This window comes from Methylobacterium sp. CM6241 (assembly GCF_054817845.1).
In genome coordinates, this window is the sequence record NZ_CM139246.1 from 1236744 (window position 1) to 1252258 (window position 15515).

A 15515-nucleotide genomic window follows, 5' to 3' on the forward strand; every position below is an offset into this window, starting at 1 on the left:
AAACGTCAGATGTTCCCCACTGGATCGATGTAGCCCGGTTCAGGTTGTTGTTCCAAGGCTTTACCTCATCCTCAGGCGCCCGCGTCAGCGGGCCTCGAAGGAGCCCTCCAGACACCGAAGCGCTCCCTGGATGCCTCCTTCGAGGCCGCTACGCGGCACCTCAGGATGAGGTAAGATCCTGGACAAGCAAATGAAAACAACTCCTCGGCATAGGCATCGAGGCTGAAGATGCGTCTGTGCAAGTCCATGCCGAACAACTGAGATTGCGCATCATCGGCCTATACCCTTGGCTCGGATGACAGGGAGAACTGTGTGGTCCCGCCGCCCGGCCCTTCGCCTCAGCGCGCCGGGCGGGACGCGGCCAGCGCGCGGGAGATCGCCAGCATCACTGCCAGCGTGTCCTCCTCGTCCTGCTCGGCGCCGTGATCGCTGAGCTTGACGATCACGGTGCCGGTCTGGCGGTTGATGTAGATGTACTGGCCATAGACGCCGATGGCGGAGATGTCGTCGTCGCCCTCTGGCACGTGCCACCATTGCGCAGAGTAGGGCCAGCCGTCGACATCCCTGCGGGCCGGGGTCTCGATCCGCTCGATCCAGCGCGGGGGAACGATGTTCGTGCCGCCGACGCGGCCATGGTCGGCCACCATCAGCCCCAGGCGGGCGAAGTCCCGCGCCACGGCGTTGATGCAGCAGAAGGCCTTCTCCGTTCCCCCCGGCCGGTCGAGATTCCAGGTCGCGTTCGCCTCCGCGCCCATGGGCTTCCAGATCGCGTCCGAGAGGAGGTCGGCCAGGGGCTTCTTCTGAACCTCCGCGAGGATCAGGCCGAGGATCTCGGTGTCGATGCTACGGTATTGGCCCGTGCTGCCGGGCTTCGACGACAGGGTGGCGTGGTCGCGCACGAAATCGCGGATGTCGCGGGTGAGGTACATGCCGGCGGTCCCCACCAGGGGGTTCCACGGGTCGTAATTCTCCGGCACCGCGAGTCCGCTCGTCATGTCGAGGAGGTCGCGGACGGTGATGCGGCCGAAGGCCGGCTCGCCCCGCAGATACGGCAGCAGGGTTGCCACATGGTCCGTTTCGGCGAGCTTGCCCTCGGCGATCGTCTGCCCGACCAGCAGCGAGACCACCGATTTCGCCACCGACCAGGACGGGAACAGCGTCGCCTGGCCCGAACCGGGGCGGTACCATTCATGGACGAGGACGCCGTCCTGGGTCACCAGCAGGGCGTTGGTATGGGTCGCCTCCAGCATCTGCGCCAGGGGAACATTGTGTCCCTTCCAGGGGACATGGCCGAGAATCGCGCGCGGCCGGGCGGGCAGGGCGCGGGACGAGGGTCTGGCCGCCACCGGGCGGCTCGCGAACCAGGTGCCCACCGAGGAAGGCTCGACGATGGCGAGGGCGACCAGGGTGACCGGGTTCGGCACGCCGAGCAGCGGCCCGATGGCGGCAGCCATCCCACCCAGGACCCCGGCGCAGATCAGCGCCCCGGCGAGCCAAGGCCGACGGAAGCGGGGCCGGAGGCGGTGCAATCTCGACATGACGCTCGGTACACCTCTTGGCCGGCCCCGGCCGCCGGCGGAGCCCTGTCCTTCAGTGAGGCGCGGTCTGGCCCGACGCGAGGATCGTCACCCCGACGGCGATCACCGCGATCCCGATCATCATCGGCAGGGTGATCGGCTCCTGGAACAGGAGCGCGCCGCCCAAAGCCGCCCCGACCATGCCGACCCCGGCCCAGATCGCGTAGACGATCCCGATCGGCAGCATGTTCATGCTGTTCGACATCAGCCAGAACGCCGTGCCGTAGCCCAGCACCACGACGATGGTCGGCAGCGGCTTGGTCAGGCCGTCGGCGGCCTTGAGGGCGAGGGTCGCCGTCACCTCGGCGCTGATGGCGAAGGCAAGGAGGAGGTAGGGGTTCATCTGCGAGGCGTCCGTGCGGGGGCAGGCTGAAAGCGGAATCCGTGGCCATCCGCATGGCGATGTCCGCGTCATGTCCGAGGCCGGCGGCGGAATCGCGCGGTACGGCCACGGATTTCAAAACCACGGGGGCCGTTAATTTCGCGTGTCGGATGGCGCACGAAGGCCCGTCCGATGGCGGTCGAAACCGGGTGCGCGTGGCGGTGACGGTCTGCCGTTTTGGCACAACTGGTCCGGGCGGCCCGCGCCGAATTGGAAAGTCTGCCCGTCGATCGCGTCTTGCTCCGCTCGGGGTCTCACGGCACAGATTGGTCACAGACTGCGCGCGATTCTCCCTGGCCTTCCGGGACGGGAGAATCCGTGAGGAGCGTTCCGGCATGATCATCGTCACCACCGAAACCATTCCGGGTTGCACGGTCCGCGAAGTGCGAGGCCCCTGTTTCGGCGCCGTGGTCCGCAGCCGGGGCGCGGTCGGAAATTTCAGTGCCGGCCTGCGCTCCCTCGTCGGGGGCGAAGTCGGCGAATACAGCCGTTTGATCGAGGAAGCGCGCGGCCAGGCCATCGACCGCATGGCGCAGAACGCGGCTCAGCTCGGCGCGAACGCCGTCCTGACGATGCGGTTCGACTCCTCCGAAACCGACCAGAACATGATGGAGGTCGTCGCCTACGGCACCGCCGCCATCGTCGAGCGCAACGCCTGACCACCGCATCCCGGCAGGTCGGGACGCTCACCCCTATCGCCTTGACAAACCTCGGGTTTCTGGCGGTGAGGCCCCATCACGTTCCTCTTCTCCCACGACGGAATCCGACACGATGCGCACGACCCTGACCGCATGTCTCTTCATCGCCCTCACGGGTGCGGCCCTTGCCCAGCAGGTGAACGAGCCGCCGATCCATAGCCCGCAGGACGCCGCCTGCCGCGAGCAGGCCAGGGCGCAGGTGTTCAGCGCCGCCAACCCGAGCAATCTCAGCCTCTACGACCTCGGTTCTCAGATCTATCACGCTTGCATGGCCAGCTATCACACCACCGGCCCGAACCCGGACCGCAAGGAGCGCCGTTTCTGACACCGCACGCTTCCCGTGATTCCGGCCGCCTCCCGTTCCCTTCCGATGGATCTCCGCAGCATGACGATGCATGGCCAAGAGCTCCATGGCGGGCGGGAGAAGAGCCGTCGCTCCGGCTTTCTCGTCCTCGCCGTGCTGCTGACGCTCGCAGGTTCGGCGACGGCCGTGTCCGCCGCACAGCCCTCGGCGAAGCTCTGCACGACCGAGAACTCCACTCCCGAGACGGCGGAATGCATGGAGAAAGCCCTGGAGGGCGCCGACAAGGCACTGAACGAAGCCTACCGGAAGGCGCTCTCGGTGATCGACGCGGACGATAGCGGCAAGGATGCCAAGGCCAAGACGGAGTGGAAGGCGCAACTCGCCGCGGCGCAGCGTGCCTGGATCGCGTTCCGCGACGCCGATTGCGGGGCTCTGATCGTCAGCGAGTGGAACAGCGGCAGCGGGACCACAACGGCGACCTACGCGTGCCTCTATGACAAGACCGTCCAGCGGACTGGCGACATCCTGAGCCGCTACCCGCTTCACTGAATCCGGGCCGACCTTTCGCTCAGCGATAATCGGTGGGCGTGAGGCCGTGCCGGGCCATCTTGTCGTAGAGGGTCTTGCGCGGCGTGCCGAGGGATTCGGCGGCGATGCGGACGTCGCCGCCGGCCATGATCAGCTCCTCGCGGATCAGGCCCCGCTCGAACCGGTCGACCTGCTCGGCCAGGGTTCCGGTGCTGGCGGCCTCCGGTGAGGGCGCGTCGTGCTGGCCGAGGCCGAGGGCGTGACGCTCGGCGAAATGGCCGAGCTCGCGCACGTTGCCGGGCCAGTCGTGCCGGCGCAGGTGCTCCCGCACGGCCGGCGTGATCGGCGCGGGCTCGCGGCCGAAGCGCAAAGCGGCGCGGGTGAGAAACTCCTGGAACAGCAGCATCACGTCCTCGCGCCGCTCGCGCAGGGGCGGAATCGCGATCGTGATGACGTTGAGGCGGTGGTAGAGGTCGTCGCGGAAGGTGCCCTGCGCCGCCGCCTGGCCGAGATCGACCTTGGTCGCGGCCACCACGCGCATGTCGATGGCGCGGATCTCGTTGCTGCCCAACGGCTCCACCGCCCGCTCCTGCAGGACGCGCAGGAGTTTCACCTGCAGGCCCAATGGCATGCTCTCGATCTCGTCGAGGAACAGCGTGCCGCCCTGAGCGTGCTCGATCCGGCCGACGCGGCGCTTGAGGGCGCCGGTGAAGGCACCGGCCTCATGGCCGAAGAGTTCGCTCTCGACGACGCTGTCGGGTAGCGCGCCGCAATTCATCGCCACGAAGTTCCGGCTCGCGCGCCGGCTCCAGCGGTGCAGGGCGCTCGCCACCACCTCCTTGCCCGAGCCGGTCTCGCCGAAGACGAGAACGTCCACATCGGCATCGGCGACATCCCGCACGAGACGGCGCAGGCGCACCATCTCCGGGGAAATGCCGAGGAAAGCCGGGTCCTCCTCCACCGCCGCGTCCAGCCGGGCGCGCAGGGTGCGGTTCTCGAGAACGAGCCGGCGTCGTTCCAGAGCGCGGCGCGCCGAGGCGACGAGGGATTCGGCCGGGTAGGGTTTGGACAGGAAATCGTAGGCCCCGTCGCGCATGGCGCTCACCGCCATGCGGATGTCGCCATGCCCCGTGATCAGGATGACCGGCAGTTCCGGATCGATGGCCTTGATCCGCCCGAACAGAGCAATGCCGTCGAGATCGGGCAGGCGCACGTCGGTAACCACAAGGCCGGGCGGATCGGCGAGGATGGCGGCCAGCGCAGGTCCGGCGGCCCCGAAGGTCTCCACCGTGAACCCATCGAGCTCAAGGCTCTGGCGGTTGGCGCGGCAGACATCCGCCTCGTCGTCGATGAAGACGACCCGTTCGGCCGACCCGCCCGCACCCTCTTCAACGCTCACGATGTCGTCTCCACGGGGGCTTTGGCCAGTTCCATCCGGAACACCGCTCCGCCGGCCGGATCGTCCAGGGCGTTCAGGCTGCCGCCGCAATCCTCGACGATTCCGCGGGCGATGGCGAGCCCGAGCCCGAGCCCATCGGACTTGGTGGTGAAGAAGGCGTCGAAGAGCTGGGCCCGAATGGCCTCAGGCAAGCCCGGCCCAGTATCGCGCACCTCGACCGCCACACGCTCCCCGGGCACGTCCCGCACCAGGATGGAGACCCGTGGATCGGTGCTCCCCGCCGCCGCGTCGAGGGCGTTCTGAAGCAGGTTGACCACGACCTGTTCGAGGCGCGGCCCGTCACCGAGAACGCAGAGGCCAGGGGCCGGCGTCTCCGCCGTGAGCGCGATCCCGGCCGCCTTCGCCCGTGCTTCCACCAGTTCCAGGCTGTTGGCGAGGATATCGGCGAGGGGCACGGGCTCGCGCCGGGGCGATGAACGCCGGGCGAAACCCTTGAGCTGCCGCGTCAGGCCGCCGATCCGGTCGGTGAGGCGGCCGATGGCGAAGGCGTTCTCAGCCGCTTCCTCGCCCCGGCCCCGTCGGACCAGGATCGCCGCGTTGTCGGCGTAGGAGCGGATGGCGGCCAGCGGCTGATTGATCTCGTGCGCCATGCTGGCGGCGAACTGGCCCAAGGCCGCGAGCCGCCCGGCCTGAGCGAGTTCTCGGCCGAGGCGTTCGCGCTCGGCTTCCGCCTGCCGTCGCTCCTCCTCCGCCCTCCGTCGCTCTTCGATTTCCAGCCGGAGCATCCTGTTGGCGTCGGTGAGTTCCATCGTCCGCTCACGGACGCTCCTCTCCAACTCTTCCCGGCGCGTCGCGGCTTGAGCGAGGCGCTGGCGTGTCCGTCGCCGGCGGCCCGCCACGGTCGCGATCCCAATACAGGCCAGCCCGGTGCCGAGGGCGGCGATGATCCAGGCCTGCACCCGCTCGCGGTCCACGGCAGAACCCACCGGCGTCAGGGTATGGAGTCGCCAGTCGGTGCCTGGAATGGGGGCGTCGAGGGCCAGGGCGGTTCGCGCCGGCCGCGACCCCAGCCCGACGCGGACGAGGTCCTGCATCCCCCCGACGGGATGGAGCGGAAGCGCCGTGAGCGGGGCGTCGCCGAATTCCAGCGCCGCGCGGATGCGCTTTCGCTCGTCCTCGCCGACTTCGCGGAGAGTCGCGAAGTTCCACGTGGGATCACTCGCCACGAGGACGATGCCCCTTGCATCTGCCACGAACACCCCATCCCCCGATTGCCGCCATGCGGCCTCGACGTCATGGAATTCGATCTTCACCACGACGACGCCGCCGGATTCGTCGATCCGCCGCGAGAGGTAGAGGCCCGCCCGGCCGCTCACCGTACCCAGGGCGAATTGCGATCCAGCGCCGCCGGTCATCGCCTGCCGAAAATAGGGCCTGAAAGCATAGTCCCGGCCGAGAAAGCTGCGCTCCGACCCTGCATTGCTCGCAGCCACCGTGATCCCGTCGGAGCGGATGACGTAGATCACCGCCGCGCCCGTGGCCGCCGCGATCTGAGCGAGCCGTCTGTTGACCCTGGTGACCAAGGGCTGCCCCGGCTCAGGACCCGCGACTGCTGCGATCTCAGGATCCGCGGCCAGGGCCAGCGGAAGCGAGGCCTGCTTCTGCATTTCGGCCCTCAACGCGCTGACCTGCAGCGCCAGGGAGGCCTGGGCCGTACGGCGAAGGTCCGTCAGCGCCCAGCGCTCGGCCGCCCGCCCAGCGAGCCATGCCCCAACGAGAACCAGGATCAGGCAAGCGACCGGAATGAGGGTGCGATGCCACCGCGCGCGCCATCGCGGTTCGGTTCCGCCGCGGAGAGAAAAATTCTGATTCACGTGCTTCGCATCAGTGCGATTTCCCGGACGGAATTTGACGACTGAGTGCGGGATTTCGCACAGGGGCCGCGAATGGGAACCTCGCCGACAAGAGAAATATGTCTGAAATCAACGTCTTAACGAAATATTTCAGGAGTTCCCAAGCTGGCATGGGGGTTGCCATTCCTAAACCGAAACGCAGGCCTGCGCTGTTCGCAGGGCTGCAAGCCGAAGGGGCGAGTGCCCCGACGCCAAGACCAAGAGACGACGATGCCCGGACAGAACCGGCGCACCGATCCGACCCAGTTTTATCTATCTCCAGGGAGAAGCCCGCCATGGCCACCATACCGTCTCCGCTGACCGCGCCGCACGCGCCGGCAAAGCCCAAGCCCCTCTATCGCACGCTGTATTTCCAGGTGCTCGTCGCCGTGGCGATCGGCATCACCCTCGGTCACTTCTACCCGCAGGTCGGCGCGGATATGAAGCCGCTCGGCGACGCCTTCATCAAGCTCGTCAAGATGATCATCGCGCCGGTGATCTTCCTCACGGTCGTCTCCGGCATCGCCGGCATGACCAATCTCGAGAAGGTCGGCCGCGTCGGTGGCAAGGCGCTCATCTACTTCATCACCTTCTCGACGCTGGCCCTCATCGTCGGTCTGATCGTGGCGAACCTCGTCCAGCCGGGCGCGGGCATGCATATCGATCCGAAGACCCTCGATCCGAAGTCGATCGCGATGTACGCCGACAAGGCGAAGACGCAGTCGATCACCGACTTCCTCATGAACATCATCCCGACCACGGCGGTGGGTGCGTTCTCGGGCGGCGAGATCCTTCAGGTCCTGTTCTTCTCGGTGCTGTTCGGCTTCGGCCTCGCCTTCCTGGGCGATCGCGGCAAGCCGGTCCTCGACATCATTAAGGTGCTGTCGGAAGCCATCTTCGGCGTCGTCAACATCATCATGAAGGTCGCCCCCATCGGTGCCTTCGGCGCCATGGCCTTCACCATCGGCAAGTACGGCATCGCCTCGCTCGCCAACCTCGCCTACCTCGTCGGCGCCTTCTACCTGACCTCGGCGATCTTCGTGCTCGGCGTGCTCGGCCTCGTGGCCCGCTATAACGGCTTCTCGATCATCAAGCTCATCCGCTACATCAAGGAGGAGCTGATGCTGGTGCTCGGCACCTCGTCCTCCGAGTCGGCCCTGCCTTCGCTGCTCGAGAAGATGGAGCGCGCCGGCTGCTCGAAGCCCGTCGTCGGCCTCGTGGTCCCCACCGGCTACTCGTTCAACCTCGACGGCACCAACATCTACATGACCATGGCGGCCCTCTTCATCGCGCAGGCCACGGACACGCCGCTCACCTATGGCGAGCAGGGCCTCCTGCTCCTCGTGGCCATGCTCTCCTCCAAGGGCGCGGCCGGCGTCACCGGTTCGGGCTTCATCACCCTGGCGGCGACCCTCGCGGTGGTGCCCTCGGTGCCCGTCGTCGGCATGGCGCTGATCCTCGGCGTCGACCGGTTCATGTCCGAGTGCCGCGCGCTCACCAACTTCATCGGCAATGCCGTGGCCTGCATCGTGGTCGCCCGCTGGGAAGGTGAAGTGGACGAGGTCAGACTCGCGGCGGCACTGGGCGGCAACCCGATGCCTCTGGCAGCCGAGATGCCGATTCTCCAGGCTGCGGAGTAACGCCCGTACCGACTTCGAGCCGGGTGGCGATCCAGCCGGCTCGAAGACGATCCGAGAGGGGCTGCCGGACCGCGATGGCCCGGCAGCCCCTCTCGCGTCGAGCATGGCCTCGATTACTCGATGCGATGGGTCACCCGAGGCCATTCCAGACGAGACACGTGCCAGAGATCGCCAGAAGCCCGTCCATCATGAACCGGAACGTCTCCGGGGCGAGGCGAAGCACGAAGGGCTTTGCCACGAACGCCCCCACCATGAGAGCCGCGCCCACGGCAAGGCCTCTGACGAAATCCGCGACCGGCAATGCGCCGGTTCCCTGGAAGGTCAGGGTCTTGGTCAGGTAGATTGCCAGCGACGCAGCGGCCTCCGTGCCGATGAACGCACCCTTGGTCAGGCCGTAGCCGATGAAGACCGGAACCGAGGCCGGGCCGGTCGAGGCGACGATGCCGGTCAGGAAGCCGATAACTGCTCCTGCAACCGCCAGATGGGGGAGCCGCACCCTGACCAGGCGATCGGCCAGCCAGCGGCGTCCGGGGATCATCACCAGAAGGAACGCTCCGATCGTCAGATCGACAGCCCGCGGCGGCAGGGCCAGCATCGTGCGGGCGCCGAGCATGGCCGCCGGAATTCCAGTCGCCGCATAGGCGGCGACAGCCCGCCAGTCGACCTCTCGCCACCATGCCAGGATGCGGGAGAGGTTCGCCATCACGGCCGCGACCGCCATGATCGGGATGGCTTCCTTGGGCCCGTAGACATACGCGAGCACCGGCACCAGCATGATCGAGGAGCCGGTACCGATGATGCCGCTGACGACGCCCGCCACGAGGCCGATGGAGAGGATGAGAAGCAGACCCATCGGACGATTGTGCCCGGCCGAACCGGAAGTCCCTAGGGGCAATGCCTGACGTTGGATAACCTCGGCCTGCGAGCCTTTGCCGACGGAGGCCGGCTCGGACACTTTCCCGCCAGCGAACGTTCCCCTGCCTCATGCTGACCAGCCGGACCGATCTTGCCGATCTTGGCACCTTCCTCGCCATCGCTCGTCATCTGAGCTTCCGGCGCGCGGGGCTGGAACTCGGTGTCAGTGCCTCCGCGCTCAGCCATGCCCTCAAGGCGATGGAGGCTCGCCTCGGCGTGCGGCTGATCAACCGCACCAGTCGGAGCGTCACCCTGACCGCAACGGGCGAAGAGCTTCTGGCGTCGCTCGATGCACCCTTCGCGGCGATCGGTTCGGCGCTCGATGGACTCAACCGCCACCGGGAGCCAGGGAACGCCGCGGGGCGCATTCGTCTCAATGTGCTCGAACATGCGAGCACGCTGCTGCTCGCGCCCGTGCTGCCCGTCTTCAGCGAGCGCCATCCGCAGATCGAGATCGACGTCCGCGTCTCCAACGATCTGCTCGACATCGTGGAGGCCGGGGCCGATGCGGGCATCCGATATGGCGGCACCGTCGCTCAGGATATGATTGCCCAGCGCCTGTCGGCCGACCTGCGCTGGGTGGTGGTCGGCGCACCCTGCTATCTGGATCGGCATGGAACGCCGGAGCATCCACACGACCTGTTGGCGCATCGGTGCCTGCGCATCCGCCTCGGTGACGAACGGCTCTACGGTTGGGAGTTCGAACGGGCCGGTGAGCCGCTCGCGCTCGACGTGCCCGGCGCCGTGACCATCGACAACACGCACTTCGCGCTGTCCCTCGCGACGGCAGGCGGGGGGCTGGCCTACCTCCCCGAACCATGCGTCAGGTCGCCGGTCAGTCGCGGTGAACTGCGCGTCGTTCTGACGGATTGGGGCCCCGCGGGAGCCGGCTTCCACATTTACTATCCGGGACGTCGCCAGGTGCCGACCGGCCTGCGGCTCCTCATCGATCTGGTTCGCGAGCTTAGGCCGCTCGGTCTGTAGGCGCGATGTCGCCCACCGATGAGCCATGCTCATCGGTCCGTTGAAGCAATGGTGGGTCATCGGAGTGACGCTGTGAGCCTACTTCTCGCCGATCGGTGAGCGGTAGGGCTCGCCATCACGGCCAGCCAGAGGCTTCCGACATGCTCACCACGCACCGTTTCACCGAAAAGGTCGTTTTCGTCACTGGTGCCGCCAGCGGCATCGGGCGTGCCGCCGCCCTCGCTTTCGCGGCGGAGGGCGCTCGTGTGGCGATTGCCGACCGGAGTGAGGAGACCCTGGAAGACTCGCGGGCCGAGATCGAAGCGGCCGGCGGAGAGGTACTGGCGATCCGTTGCGACGTGTCTCTACCGGAGGAGGTGGAAGCGGCGATTGCCCGAACCGTCGAACGCTTCGGACGCCTCGACTGCGCCTTCAACAATGCCGGAGTCGAGAACTGGGCCACGCCGGTCCACGAGATCGAACTCGACGAATGGGACCGCATCCTCGGCATCAACCTGAGGGGGACCTTCCTCTGCATGAAGTACGAACTGGCGCAGATGGTGCGCCAGGGCGGCGGCGTGGTGGTCAACACCTCTTCCGGTGCCGGCATCCGCGGTGTCGCGGGCGGCGCGGCCTATGCCGCTTCCAAACACGCCATCATCGGTCTGACCCGCTCGGCAGCGCTGGACTATGCCCGGAAGAACATACGGGTGAACGCTATCCTGCCCGGCAACATCGAAACGCCGATGATGGACCGTTTCACGGGAGGCGACGTTCAGAAGGCGATCGACCTCGAACCGGTAGGGCGTCTCGGCAAGCCGGAGGAGATCGCGGAAGCGGTGCTCTGGATGTGTTCGGACCTCGGTGGGTTCGTGACCGGAGCCGCCACGGTGATCGACGGTGGCTGGTCGCTTTGACGGTCGATGCGGTGGAAACGGAGGAGCAGGCGAATGGACATTACACGCAGCGGGTCGCGACCGTCCGGCAGGGGACCGTCCGAATGGTTTACCGGGACCGTGCGGATCGACCCTCTTTTCTCCGCACCTGAGCCGGCGCGGGTCGCCGGAGCGAGCGTGACATTCGAGCCGGGCGCCCGCACCGCCTGGCATACGCATCCGCTCGGCCAGACGCTCATCGTTACCTTCGGGGCAGGCTGGGTTCAGCGGGAGGGCGGCCCGATGGAGGCTGTCGCGCCGGGCGATGTCGTCTGGTTCGAGCCGGGTGAAAAACACTGGCACGGGGCAACGGCAACGACGGCCCTGACGCATATCGCGATCCAAGAGCAGCGCGACGGCCGGGCGGTGACGTGGTTGGAACAGGTCACCGACGAACAATACCGCGAGGTTTGACGCTCGCGCCAGGGTGGCTCCTCGATGGGCGGGTGCGGAGGCTCTCGTCCCGACGGGGCCTCATGTGGAGGGCGTCAGGGTGAAGACGTGGTCCGCTCCGGCAATGGTGGCCGGGCGGTGGGCGACAATGATCCGGGTCATGCGCAGGTCGCGCAAAGCCTCGGCAATGACGGCTTCCGTCGCTTCGTCGAGATGGCTCGTCGCCTCGTCGAGGAACAGGATCTCCGGTTTGCGATAGAGGGCGCGGGCCAGGATGACCCGCTGCTTCTGGCCGCCTGAGAGCGTAGAGCCCATATCGCCCACCAGGGTCTCGAACCCCATCGGGGTGCGCTTGATGTCGGCGAGGATGGCCGCGCGCGCGGCGCATTCCTCGATCCAGCCCGCATCGGGCCGCTCGTCGAAACTGGCGATGTTCTCGGCGATGGAGCCGGCGAAGAGGCCGTCATTCTGCATCACGCCCGCGATCCGGCGGCGATAGCTGGCCGCCCCGAGGGTGCGGATCTCCTGCCCGTCGACGAGGACGCGCCCCTCGCTCGCCGGCAGAAGGCCCATCATGATCTTCATCAACGAGGTCTTGCCTGAGCCCGAAGGGCCGGTGATGGCGAAGCTCGTCCCTGCCGTCACGTCGAGGCTGAGATCGCGGAAGATCCAGGGCTCATCCGCGCCGTAGCGCAGGGCGAGCCCCTTCACGGCGACACTCCCCGTCCCCTCCGCCGCCCGGGTCACCGCCGGGGCGGCCGGTTCCAGGGTGGAGCCGGAACCCTCCTCGGGCTCGCTCATGACGATGTCCGACAACCGGTCGGTCTGGACATTGAGCATGCGCAACTGGAAGCCCGACTGGATCAGGTTGCCGATCCGCTGCGAGAACTGGTCGCGATAGGCAAGGAAGGCCACCAACATGCCGAGCGTCATCGACTGGTCGATGACCGCCCGCGCGCCGAGCACGAGCAGGAGCAGCCGGTCGAGACCGAACAGCAGCTCATTGGCCCGCCCGAAGACGAGGTCGAGGCGCTGGAGCCGCAGCCGCGCATTCAGCGAGGTCACGAAGTGGTTCATCCAGGTGCCGCGCCGGCGCTCGCGCAGGTCGAGGAGCTTCACGCTCGCCATGCCGCGCACTGTCTCGATGAAGTGGCTCTGCTGGCGCGCTTCGGCGACGATCGCTTCCTCGGTGCCCTCGCGGTAGGAAGCGTAGGCGGCGATCCGCAGCGCCGCGGCGAGCGCCGTCGAGGCGACGACCACGAGGGAGAGCCAGCCGCCATAGACCACCAGCATGGCGAGCATGCCGATGGACATGATGCCGTCGAGCACGGCCTGGACGAGATCGGTGGTGAGCCCCTTCTGGATCGTCGCAAGGGAGCCGAAGCGCGAGATCACGTCGCCCACGTGCCGCTTCTCGAAATAGTCCAGCGGCAGGCGCGAGAGGTGGTCGAACAGGCTCCCCGACCATTGATAGTTCAGCTTGGTACCGGTGAGCATGATCGCCCAGGTCCGCGCCACCGAGAGGACGAGCTGGACGACGAGCAGCAGGGCGAGCCCCACCGCCACCACCAGCAGCAGGTCGAGATCGGCGTTGACGATAACCTCGTCGATGACGATCTGCGATGCGATCGGCATCAGGATCGCGACGAGTTCGATGCCGAGGGACAGGGCCAGGATCTGGGCGAGGGCCGGGCGGATGCCGCCCATCGTGCGGAAGAGGTCGCCCAGCGCCAGCCCGCGCCGGCGCTTCTCGCGCACGAAGCTGGTGGTCGGGCTCGCCTCCAGCGCGACGCCCGTGAACTCGCGCGACGCCTCCGCGAAGGTGAGCTTGCGCCGCCCACGGGCGGGATCGTGGATGACGATCCCCCTGCCGTTCACGGCGGTGAGCACGACGAAGTGGTTGAGCCCCCAATGCAGGATGCACGGCGTCTTGAGCTTGGGCAGATCCTTCAGCTCGGCCCGCAAGGCCCGGGTGGCGAGGCCCATCGAGCCCGCCAGATCGATGAGGTTGCGCAGGGTCATGCCCTTGAGCGATAGGGCATGCCGACGGCGCAGGGCGCCGAGATCGACATGGCGGCCGTGATAGCCGAGCACCATGCCGAGGCAGGCCATGCCGCATTCGGCGGCCTCCGCCTGAAGCAGGACGGGCACGCGCCGGCCGAAGCCGAAGTGAAGGGTGCTGAGCAGGCTCACGCTTTCATCCGCCCCGGGTCACGAGATCGACGCTGCGCTTCACCCGGTAGAGCGGGTCGAGGAGCCAGCGATAGAGAGGGCGCTTCTCCAGGGCGATGTCGGCCTCCACCCGCATCCCGGCTTCCAGACGGCGGCTCTCGCCATAGGCGATCACGCTGTTCTCGTCCGGCCGCACGATGATGCGGTAGATGCCGTCGCCGTTCTTCGCTTTGGCGCCGGCGGCTTCCGGCAGGTCGGCGGCCTCCAGGGGCGCGCGGGTCACCTCCGTGACGGTGCCGCGATAGAGGCCGAAGCGCTGGAAGGGAAAGGCCGCGTAGCGCAGCATCACGGCCTCCCCCGTATCGATGAAGCCGATGGCGGAGGATTCCACGAACAGGTTCGCCTGGAGCCGGCCCTCGCTCGGTAGCAGGGTGAGGAGGGTGGCGCCCGCTGCCACGCCTTGACCGGCCTGGACCCGGATGGAGGTGAGGATGCCCTTTTCCGGCGCCCGCACCTCGATGGCCCGGCGTGCCTCGCTCTCGGCCCGCTGCTGCTCCAATTGGGCGGCGGTGCGGTCCATCTCGGCGAGGTCGCGGGCGAGCTTGTCGTCGAAGGTAGCGAGCGTCGCCTGCAGCTCGCCGACCTTGCCCATGAGCTGCAGACGCGAGTTGCGGAACTGGGCAAGCTGGGAACTCGCCTGCAGGTAGAGGTAATTCTGGTTCTGGAGGTCGGCCGAGCGGGCAAAGCCGTCGCTCACCGCCTTGGCCAGGACATCGACCCGCTCCTTCAGCGGCGGTACGAGCTTTTCCTGCAGCTGAACCTGTTCCTCCAATTGCCGCGACTGGGATTGCAGATTGTCGATCTGCTCGGCGAGGGAGCGCTTCTCGGTGGCCGCCATGGCCGACCGCAACCGAGATTGCGCCTCGATCGTCTCCTTCTGCCGGGCCAGCTGATCGATGATGCGCTGCTGGGTCGGACCGTTGGCCGACACGGCGTCGAGGTCCAGGGTGTAGAGCAGCTGGCCCTGAACGACCCTGTCGCCCTCCTTCACCCCCGAGACGCTGACGCGTCCTGCCACCGGGCTTGCCACGGTGATGAGACCGACATCCGGCGTGAGCATGCCGAAGGCGTGGATGCGCCGCGTATAAGTGCCGAAGACGACGTAGAGGAGCGCGGCGATCGTGATCAGGATCGTGATCGCAGTCATCAGCCGGATCGAGAGCGGCTGCACGATCTGGGCTTCGCCCAGCCAGGAATCCCGCCGCGCCTGGGCGACCTCTGCGCGGAAAAGCGGCGACGTCATCGGGTCCGGTGGTTCTCCTGGCCGAGAGACGGCGTGCTTCGGCTCTGTGGCTTCATATGCACGAACGACGCGGCGGGCCTACTGGCCCGCCGCGCTTATTCACCGATCGGAAGGATGCGGAGAGTTCGTGGCGTGGTTCAATGGCCGCCGAGAAGACCGCCGACCGCGCCAAGAAGGCCACCGACGAGACCGCTGACCAATCCGCCTACCTGACCGACCACGCCGGAGACGGCGCCGAGTTCGCTGGAGAGGTCCAGTTCCAGGCCGAGGGAGAGGCCGCCGCCGACGGCGTCGAGTTCCTTGGCGTCGAGTTCGCGGATGGTGTCGAGGTTCTGGGTCATGTCATAGCTCCGGTATGAGGCTGCGCGTTCGTTTCGCGCCGGGCCTGGAGAAATCAGGACGCTGGTTCGAAGG

General features: G+C 67.4%; 15 protein-coding genes. 7 read left to right on the forward strand and 8 right to left on the reverse strand.

All coding sequences use genetic code 11. The annotated features are described in order from the left end of the window. Nucleotides 1–338 precede the first annotated feature (338 nt). Nucleotides 339–1538 (reverse strand): serine hydrolase domain-containing protein, encoded by a 1200-nt coding sequence (locus tag ACYQR9_RS05720; RefSeq protein ID WP_461228988.1) that lies wholly within the window; start codon nt 1536–1538, stop codon nt 339–341. Nucleotides 1539–1590: 52 nt separating this feature from the next. Next, entirely contained in the window at nt 1591–1920 is a 330-nt protein-coding gene (locus ACYQR9_RS05725; protein ID WP_424753472.1) for a DMT family transporter, read from the reverse strand. A 374-nt stretch (nt 1921–2294) separates the two neighbouring features. Between ACYQR9_RS05725 and ACYQR9_RS05730 the strand changes: the two genes are divergently transcribed. From ACYQR9_RS05730 to ACYQR9_RS05740, 3 genes are all read left to right on the forward strand, one after another. After that, nucleotides 2295–2618 (forward strand): YbjQ family protein, encoded by a 324-nt coding sequence (locus tag ACYQR9_RS05730; protein WP_056428511.1) that lies wholly within the window; start codon nt 2295–2297, stop codon nt 2616–2618. A 112-nt stretch (nt 2619–2730) separates the two neighbouring features. Then, nucleotides 2731–2982 carry a hypothetical protein gene (locus tag ACYQR9_RS05735; protein ID WP_461228989.1) on the forward strand — a complete coding sequence of 84 codons (252 nt, stop codon included), beginning with the start codon at nt 2731–2733 and terminating at the stop codon, nt 2980–2982. Nucleotides 2983–3042: 60 nt separating this feature from the next. Next, entirely contained in the window at nt 3043–3510 is a 468-nt protein-coding gene (locus ACYQR9_RS05740; RefSeq protein ID WP_461228990.1) for a lysozyme inhibitor LprI family protein, read from the forward strand. Between the two features lie 19 nt (nt 3511–3529). On the opposite strand, the gene ACYQR9_RS05745 is transcribed toward ACYQR9_RS05740, so the two are convergent. Continuing rightward, nucleotides 3530–4888 (reverse strand): sigma-54-dependent transcriptional regulator, encoded by a 1359-nt coding sequence (locus tag ACYQR9_RS05745; protein WP_461228991.1) that lies wholly within the window; start codon nt 4886–4888, stop codon nt 3530–3532. Further along, complete coding sequence (locus ACYQR9_RS05750) at nt 4885–6762, reverse strand: sensor histidine kinase (RefSeq protein WP_461228992.1); 1878 nt, start codon at nt 6760–6762, stop codon at nt 4885–4887. The genes ACYQR9_RS05745 and ACYQR9_RS05750 overlap by 4 nt, the downstream gene beginning before the upstream one ends. A 314-nt stretch (nt 6763–7076) precedes the next feature. Between ACYQR9_RS05750 and ACYQR9_RS05755 the strand changes: the two genes are divergently transcribed. Beyond that, complete coding sequence (locus ACYQR9_RS05755) at nt 7077–8420, forward strand: dicarboxylate/amino acid:cation symporter (RefSeq protein ID WP_419953401.1); 1344 nt, start codon at nt 7077–7079, stop codon at nt 8418–8420. Between the two features lie 130 nt (nt 8421–8550). Here ACYQR9_RS05755 and ACYQR9_RS05760 read toward each other — a convergent pair whose 3' ends face one another. Then, nucleotides 8551–9273, reverse strand: coding sequence for a sulfite exporter TauE/SafE family protein (locus ACYQR9_RS05760; protein WP_461228993.1), 723 nt, complete (start codon nt 9271–9273; stop codon nt 8551–8553). 131 nt (nt 9274–9404) lie between these two features. Between ACYQR9_RS05760 and ACYQR9_RS05765 the strand changes: the two genes are divergently transcribed. From ACYQR9_RS05765 to ACYQR9_RS05775, 3 genes are all read left to right on the forward strand, one after another. Next, on the forward strand, nt 9405–10319 hold the full coding sequence (locus tag ACYQR9_RS05765; protein WP_461228994.1) for a LysR family transcriptional regulator: 915 nt from the start codon (nt 9405–9407) through the stop codon (nt 10317–10319). A gap of 140 nt (nt 10320–10459) precedes the next feature. Then, nucleotides 10460–11215 carry a glucose 1-dehydrogenase gene (locus ACYQR9_RS05770; protein WP_461228995.1) on the forward strand — a complete coding sequence of 252 codons (756 nt, stop codon included), beginning with the start codon at nt 10460–10462 and terminating at the stop codon, nt 11213–11215. 33 nt (nt 11216–11248) lie between these two features. Then, nucleotides 11249–11647 (forward strand): (R)-mandelonitrile lyase, encoded by a 399-nt coding sequence (locus ACYQR9_RS05775; RefSeq protein WP_461228996.1) that lies wholly within the window; start codon nt 11249–11251, stop codon nt 11645–11647. A 60-nt stretch (nt 11648–11707) separates the two neighbouring features. On the opposite strand, the gene ACYQR9_RS05780 is transcribed toward ACYQR9_RS05775, so the two are convergent. The 3 genes from ACYQR9_RS05780 to ACYQR9_RS05790 all read right to left on the reverse strand — a co-directional run bounded on the left by ACYQR9_RS05780 (nt 11708) and on the right by ACYQR9_RS05790 (nt 15442). Beyond that, nucleotides 11708–13819: a peptidase domain-containing ABC transporter gene (locus tag ACYQR9_RS05780; protein ID WP_461228997.1), complete on the reverse strand. Its 2112-nt coding sequence runs from the start codon at nt 13817–13819 to the stop codon at nt 11708–11710. A gap of 4 nt (nt 13820–13823) precedes the next feature. Continuing rightward, the gene (locus tag ACYQR9_RS05785; protein WP_207410885.1) at nt 13824–15101 is read right to left on the reverse strand and encodes an HlyD family secretion protein; all 1278 of its coding nucleotides are present in this window, start codon (nt 15099–15101) and stop codon (nt 13824–13826) included. 137 nt (nt 15102–15238) lie between these two features. Beyond that, complete coding sequence (locus tag ACYQR9_RS05790) at nt 15239–15442, reverse strand: hypothetical protein (protein ID WP_056428480.1); 204 nt, start codon at nt 15440–15442, stop codon at nt 15239–15241. Between the last annotated feature and the right edge of the window lie 73 nt (nt 15443–15515).

Bases quoted from the DNA above. Each gene is read 5' to 3' on its own strand.
- ACYQR9_RS05720 (WP_461228988.1), bottom strand. From the start codon at position 1,538: ATGTCGAGATTGCACCGCCTCCGGCCCCGCTTCCGTCGGCCTTGGCTC.
- ACYQR9_RS05725 (WP_424753472.1), bottom strand. From the start codon at position 1,920: ATGAACCCCTACCTCCTCCTTGCCTTCGCCATCAGCGCCGAGGTGACG.
- ACYQR9_RS05730 (WP_056428511.1), top strand. From the start codon at position 2,295: ATGATCATCGTCACCACCGAAACCATTCCGGGTTGCACGGTCCGCGAA.
- ACYQR9_RS05735 (WP_461228989.1), top strand. From the start codon at position 2,731: ATGCGCACGACCCTGACCGCATGTCTCTTCATCGCCCTCACGGGTGCG.
- ACYQR9_RS05740 (WP_461228990.1), top strand. From the start codon at position 3,043: ATGACGATGCATGGCCAAGAGCTCCATGGCGGGCGGGAGAAGAGCCGT.
- ACYQR9_RS05755 (WP_419953401.1), top strand. From the start codon at position 7,077: ATGGCCACCATACCGTCTCCGCTGACCGCGCCGCACGCGCCGGCAAAG.
- ACYQR9_RS05760 (WP_461228993.1), bottom strand. From the start codon at position 9,273: ATGGGTCTGCTTCTCATCCTCTCCATCGGCCTCGTGGCGGGCGTCGTC.
- ACYQR9_RS05765 (WP_461228994.1), top strand. From the start codon at position 9,405: ATGCTGACCAGCCGGACCGATCTTGCCGATCTTGGCACCTTCCTCGCC.
- ACYQR9_RS05770 (WP_461228995.1), top strand. From the start codon at position 10,460: ATGCTCACCACGCACCGTTTCACCGAAAAGGTCGTTTTCGTCACTGGT.
- ACYQR9_RS05775 (WP_461228996.1), top strand. From the start codon at position 11,249: ATGGACATTACACGCAGCGGGTCGCGACCGTCCGGCAGGGGACCGTCC.
- ACYQR9_RS05785 (WP_207410885.1), bottom strand. From the start codon at position 15,101: ATGACGTCGCCGCTTTTCCGCGCAGAGGTCGCCCAGGCGCGGCGGGAT.
- ACYQR9_RS05790 (WP_056428480.1), bottom strand. From the start codon at position 15,442: ATGACCCAGAACCTCGACACCATCCGCGAACTCGACGCCAAGGAACTC.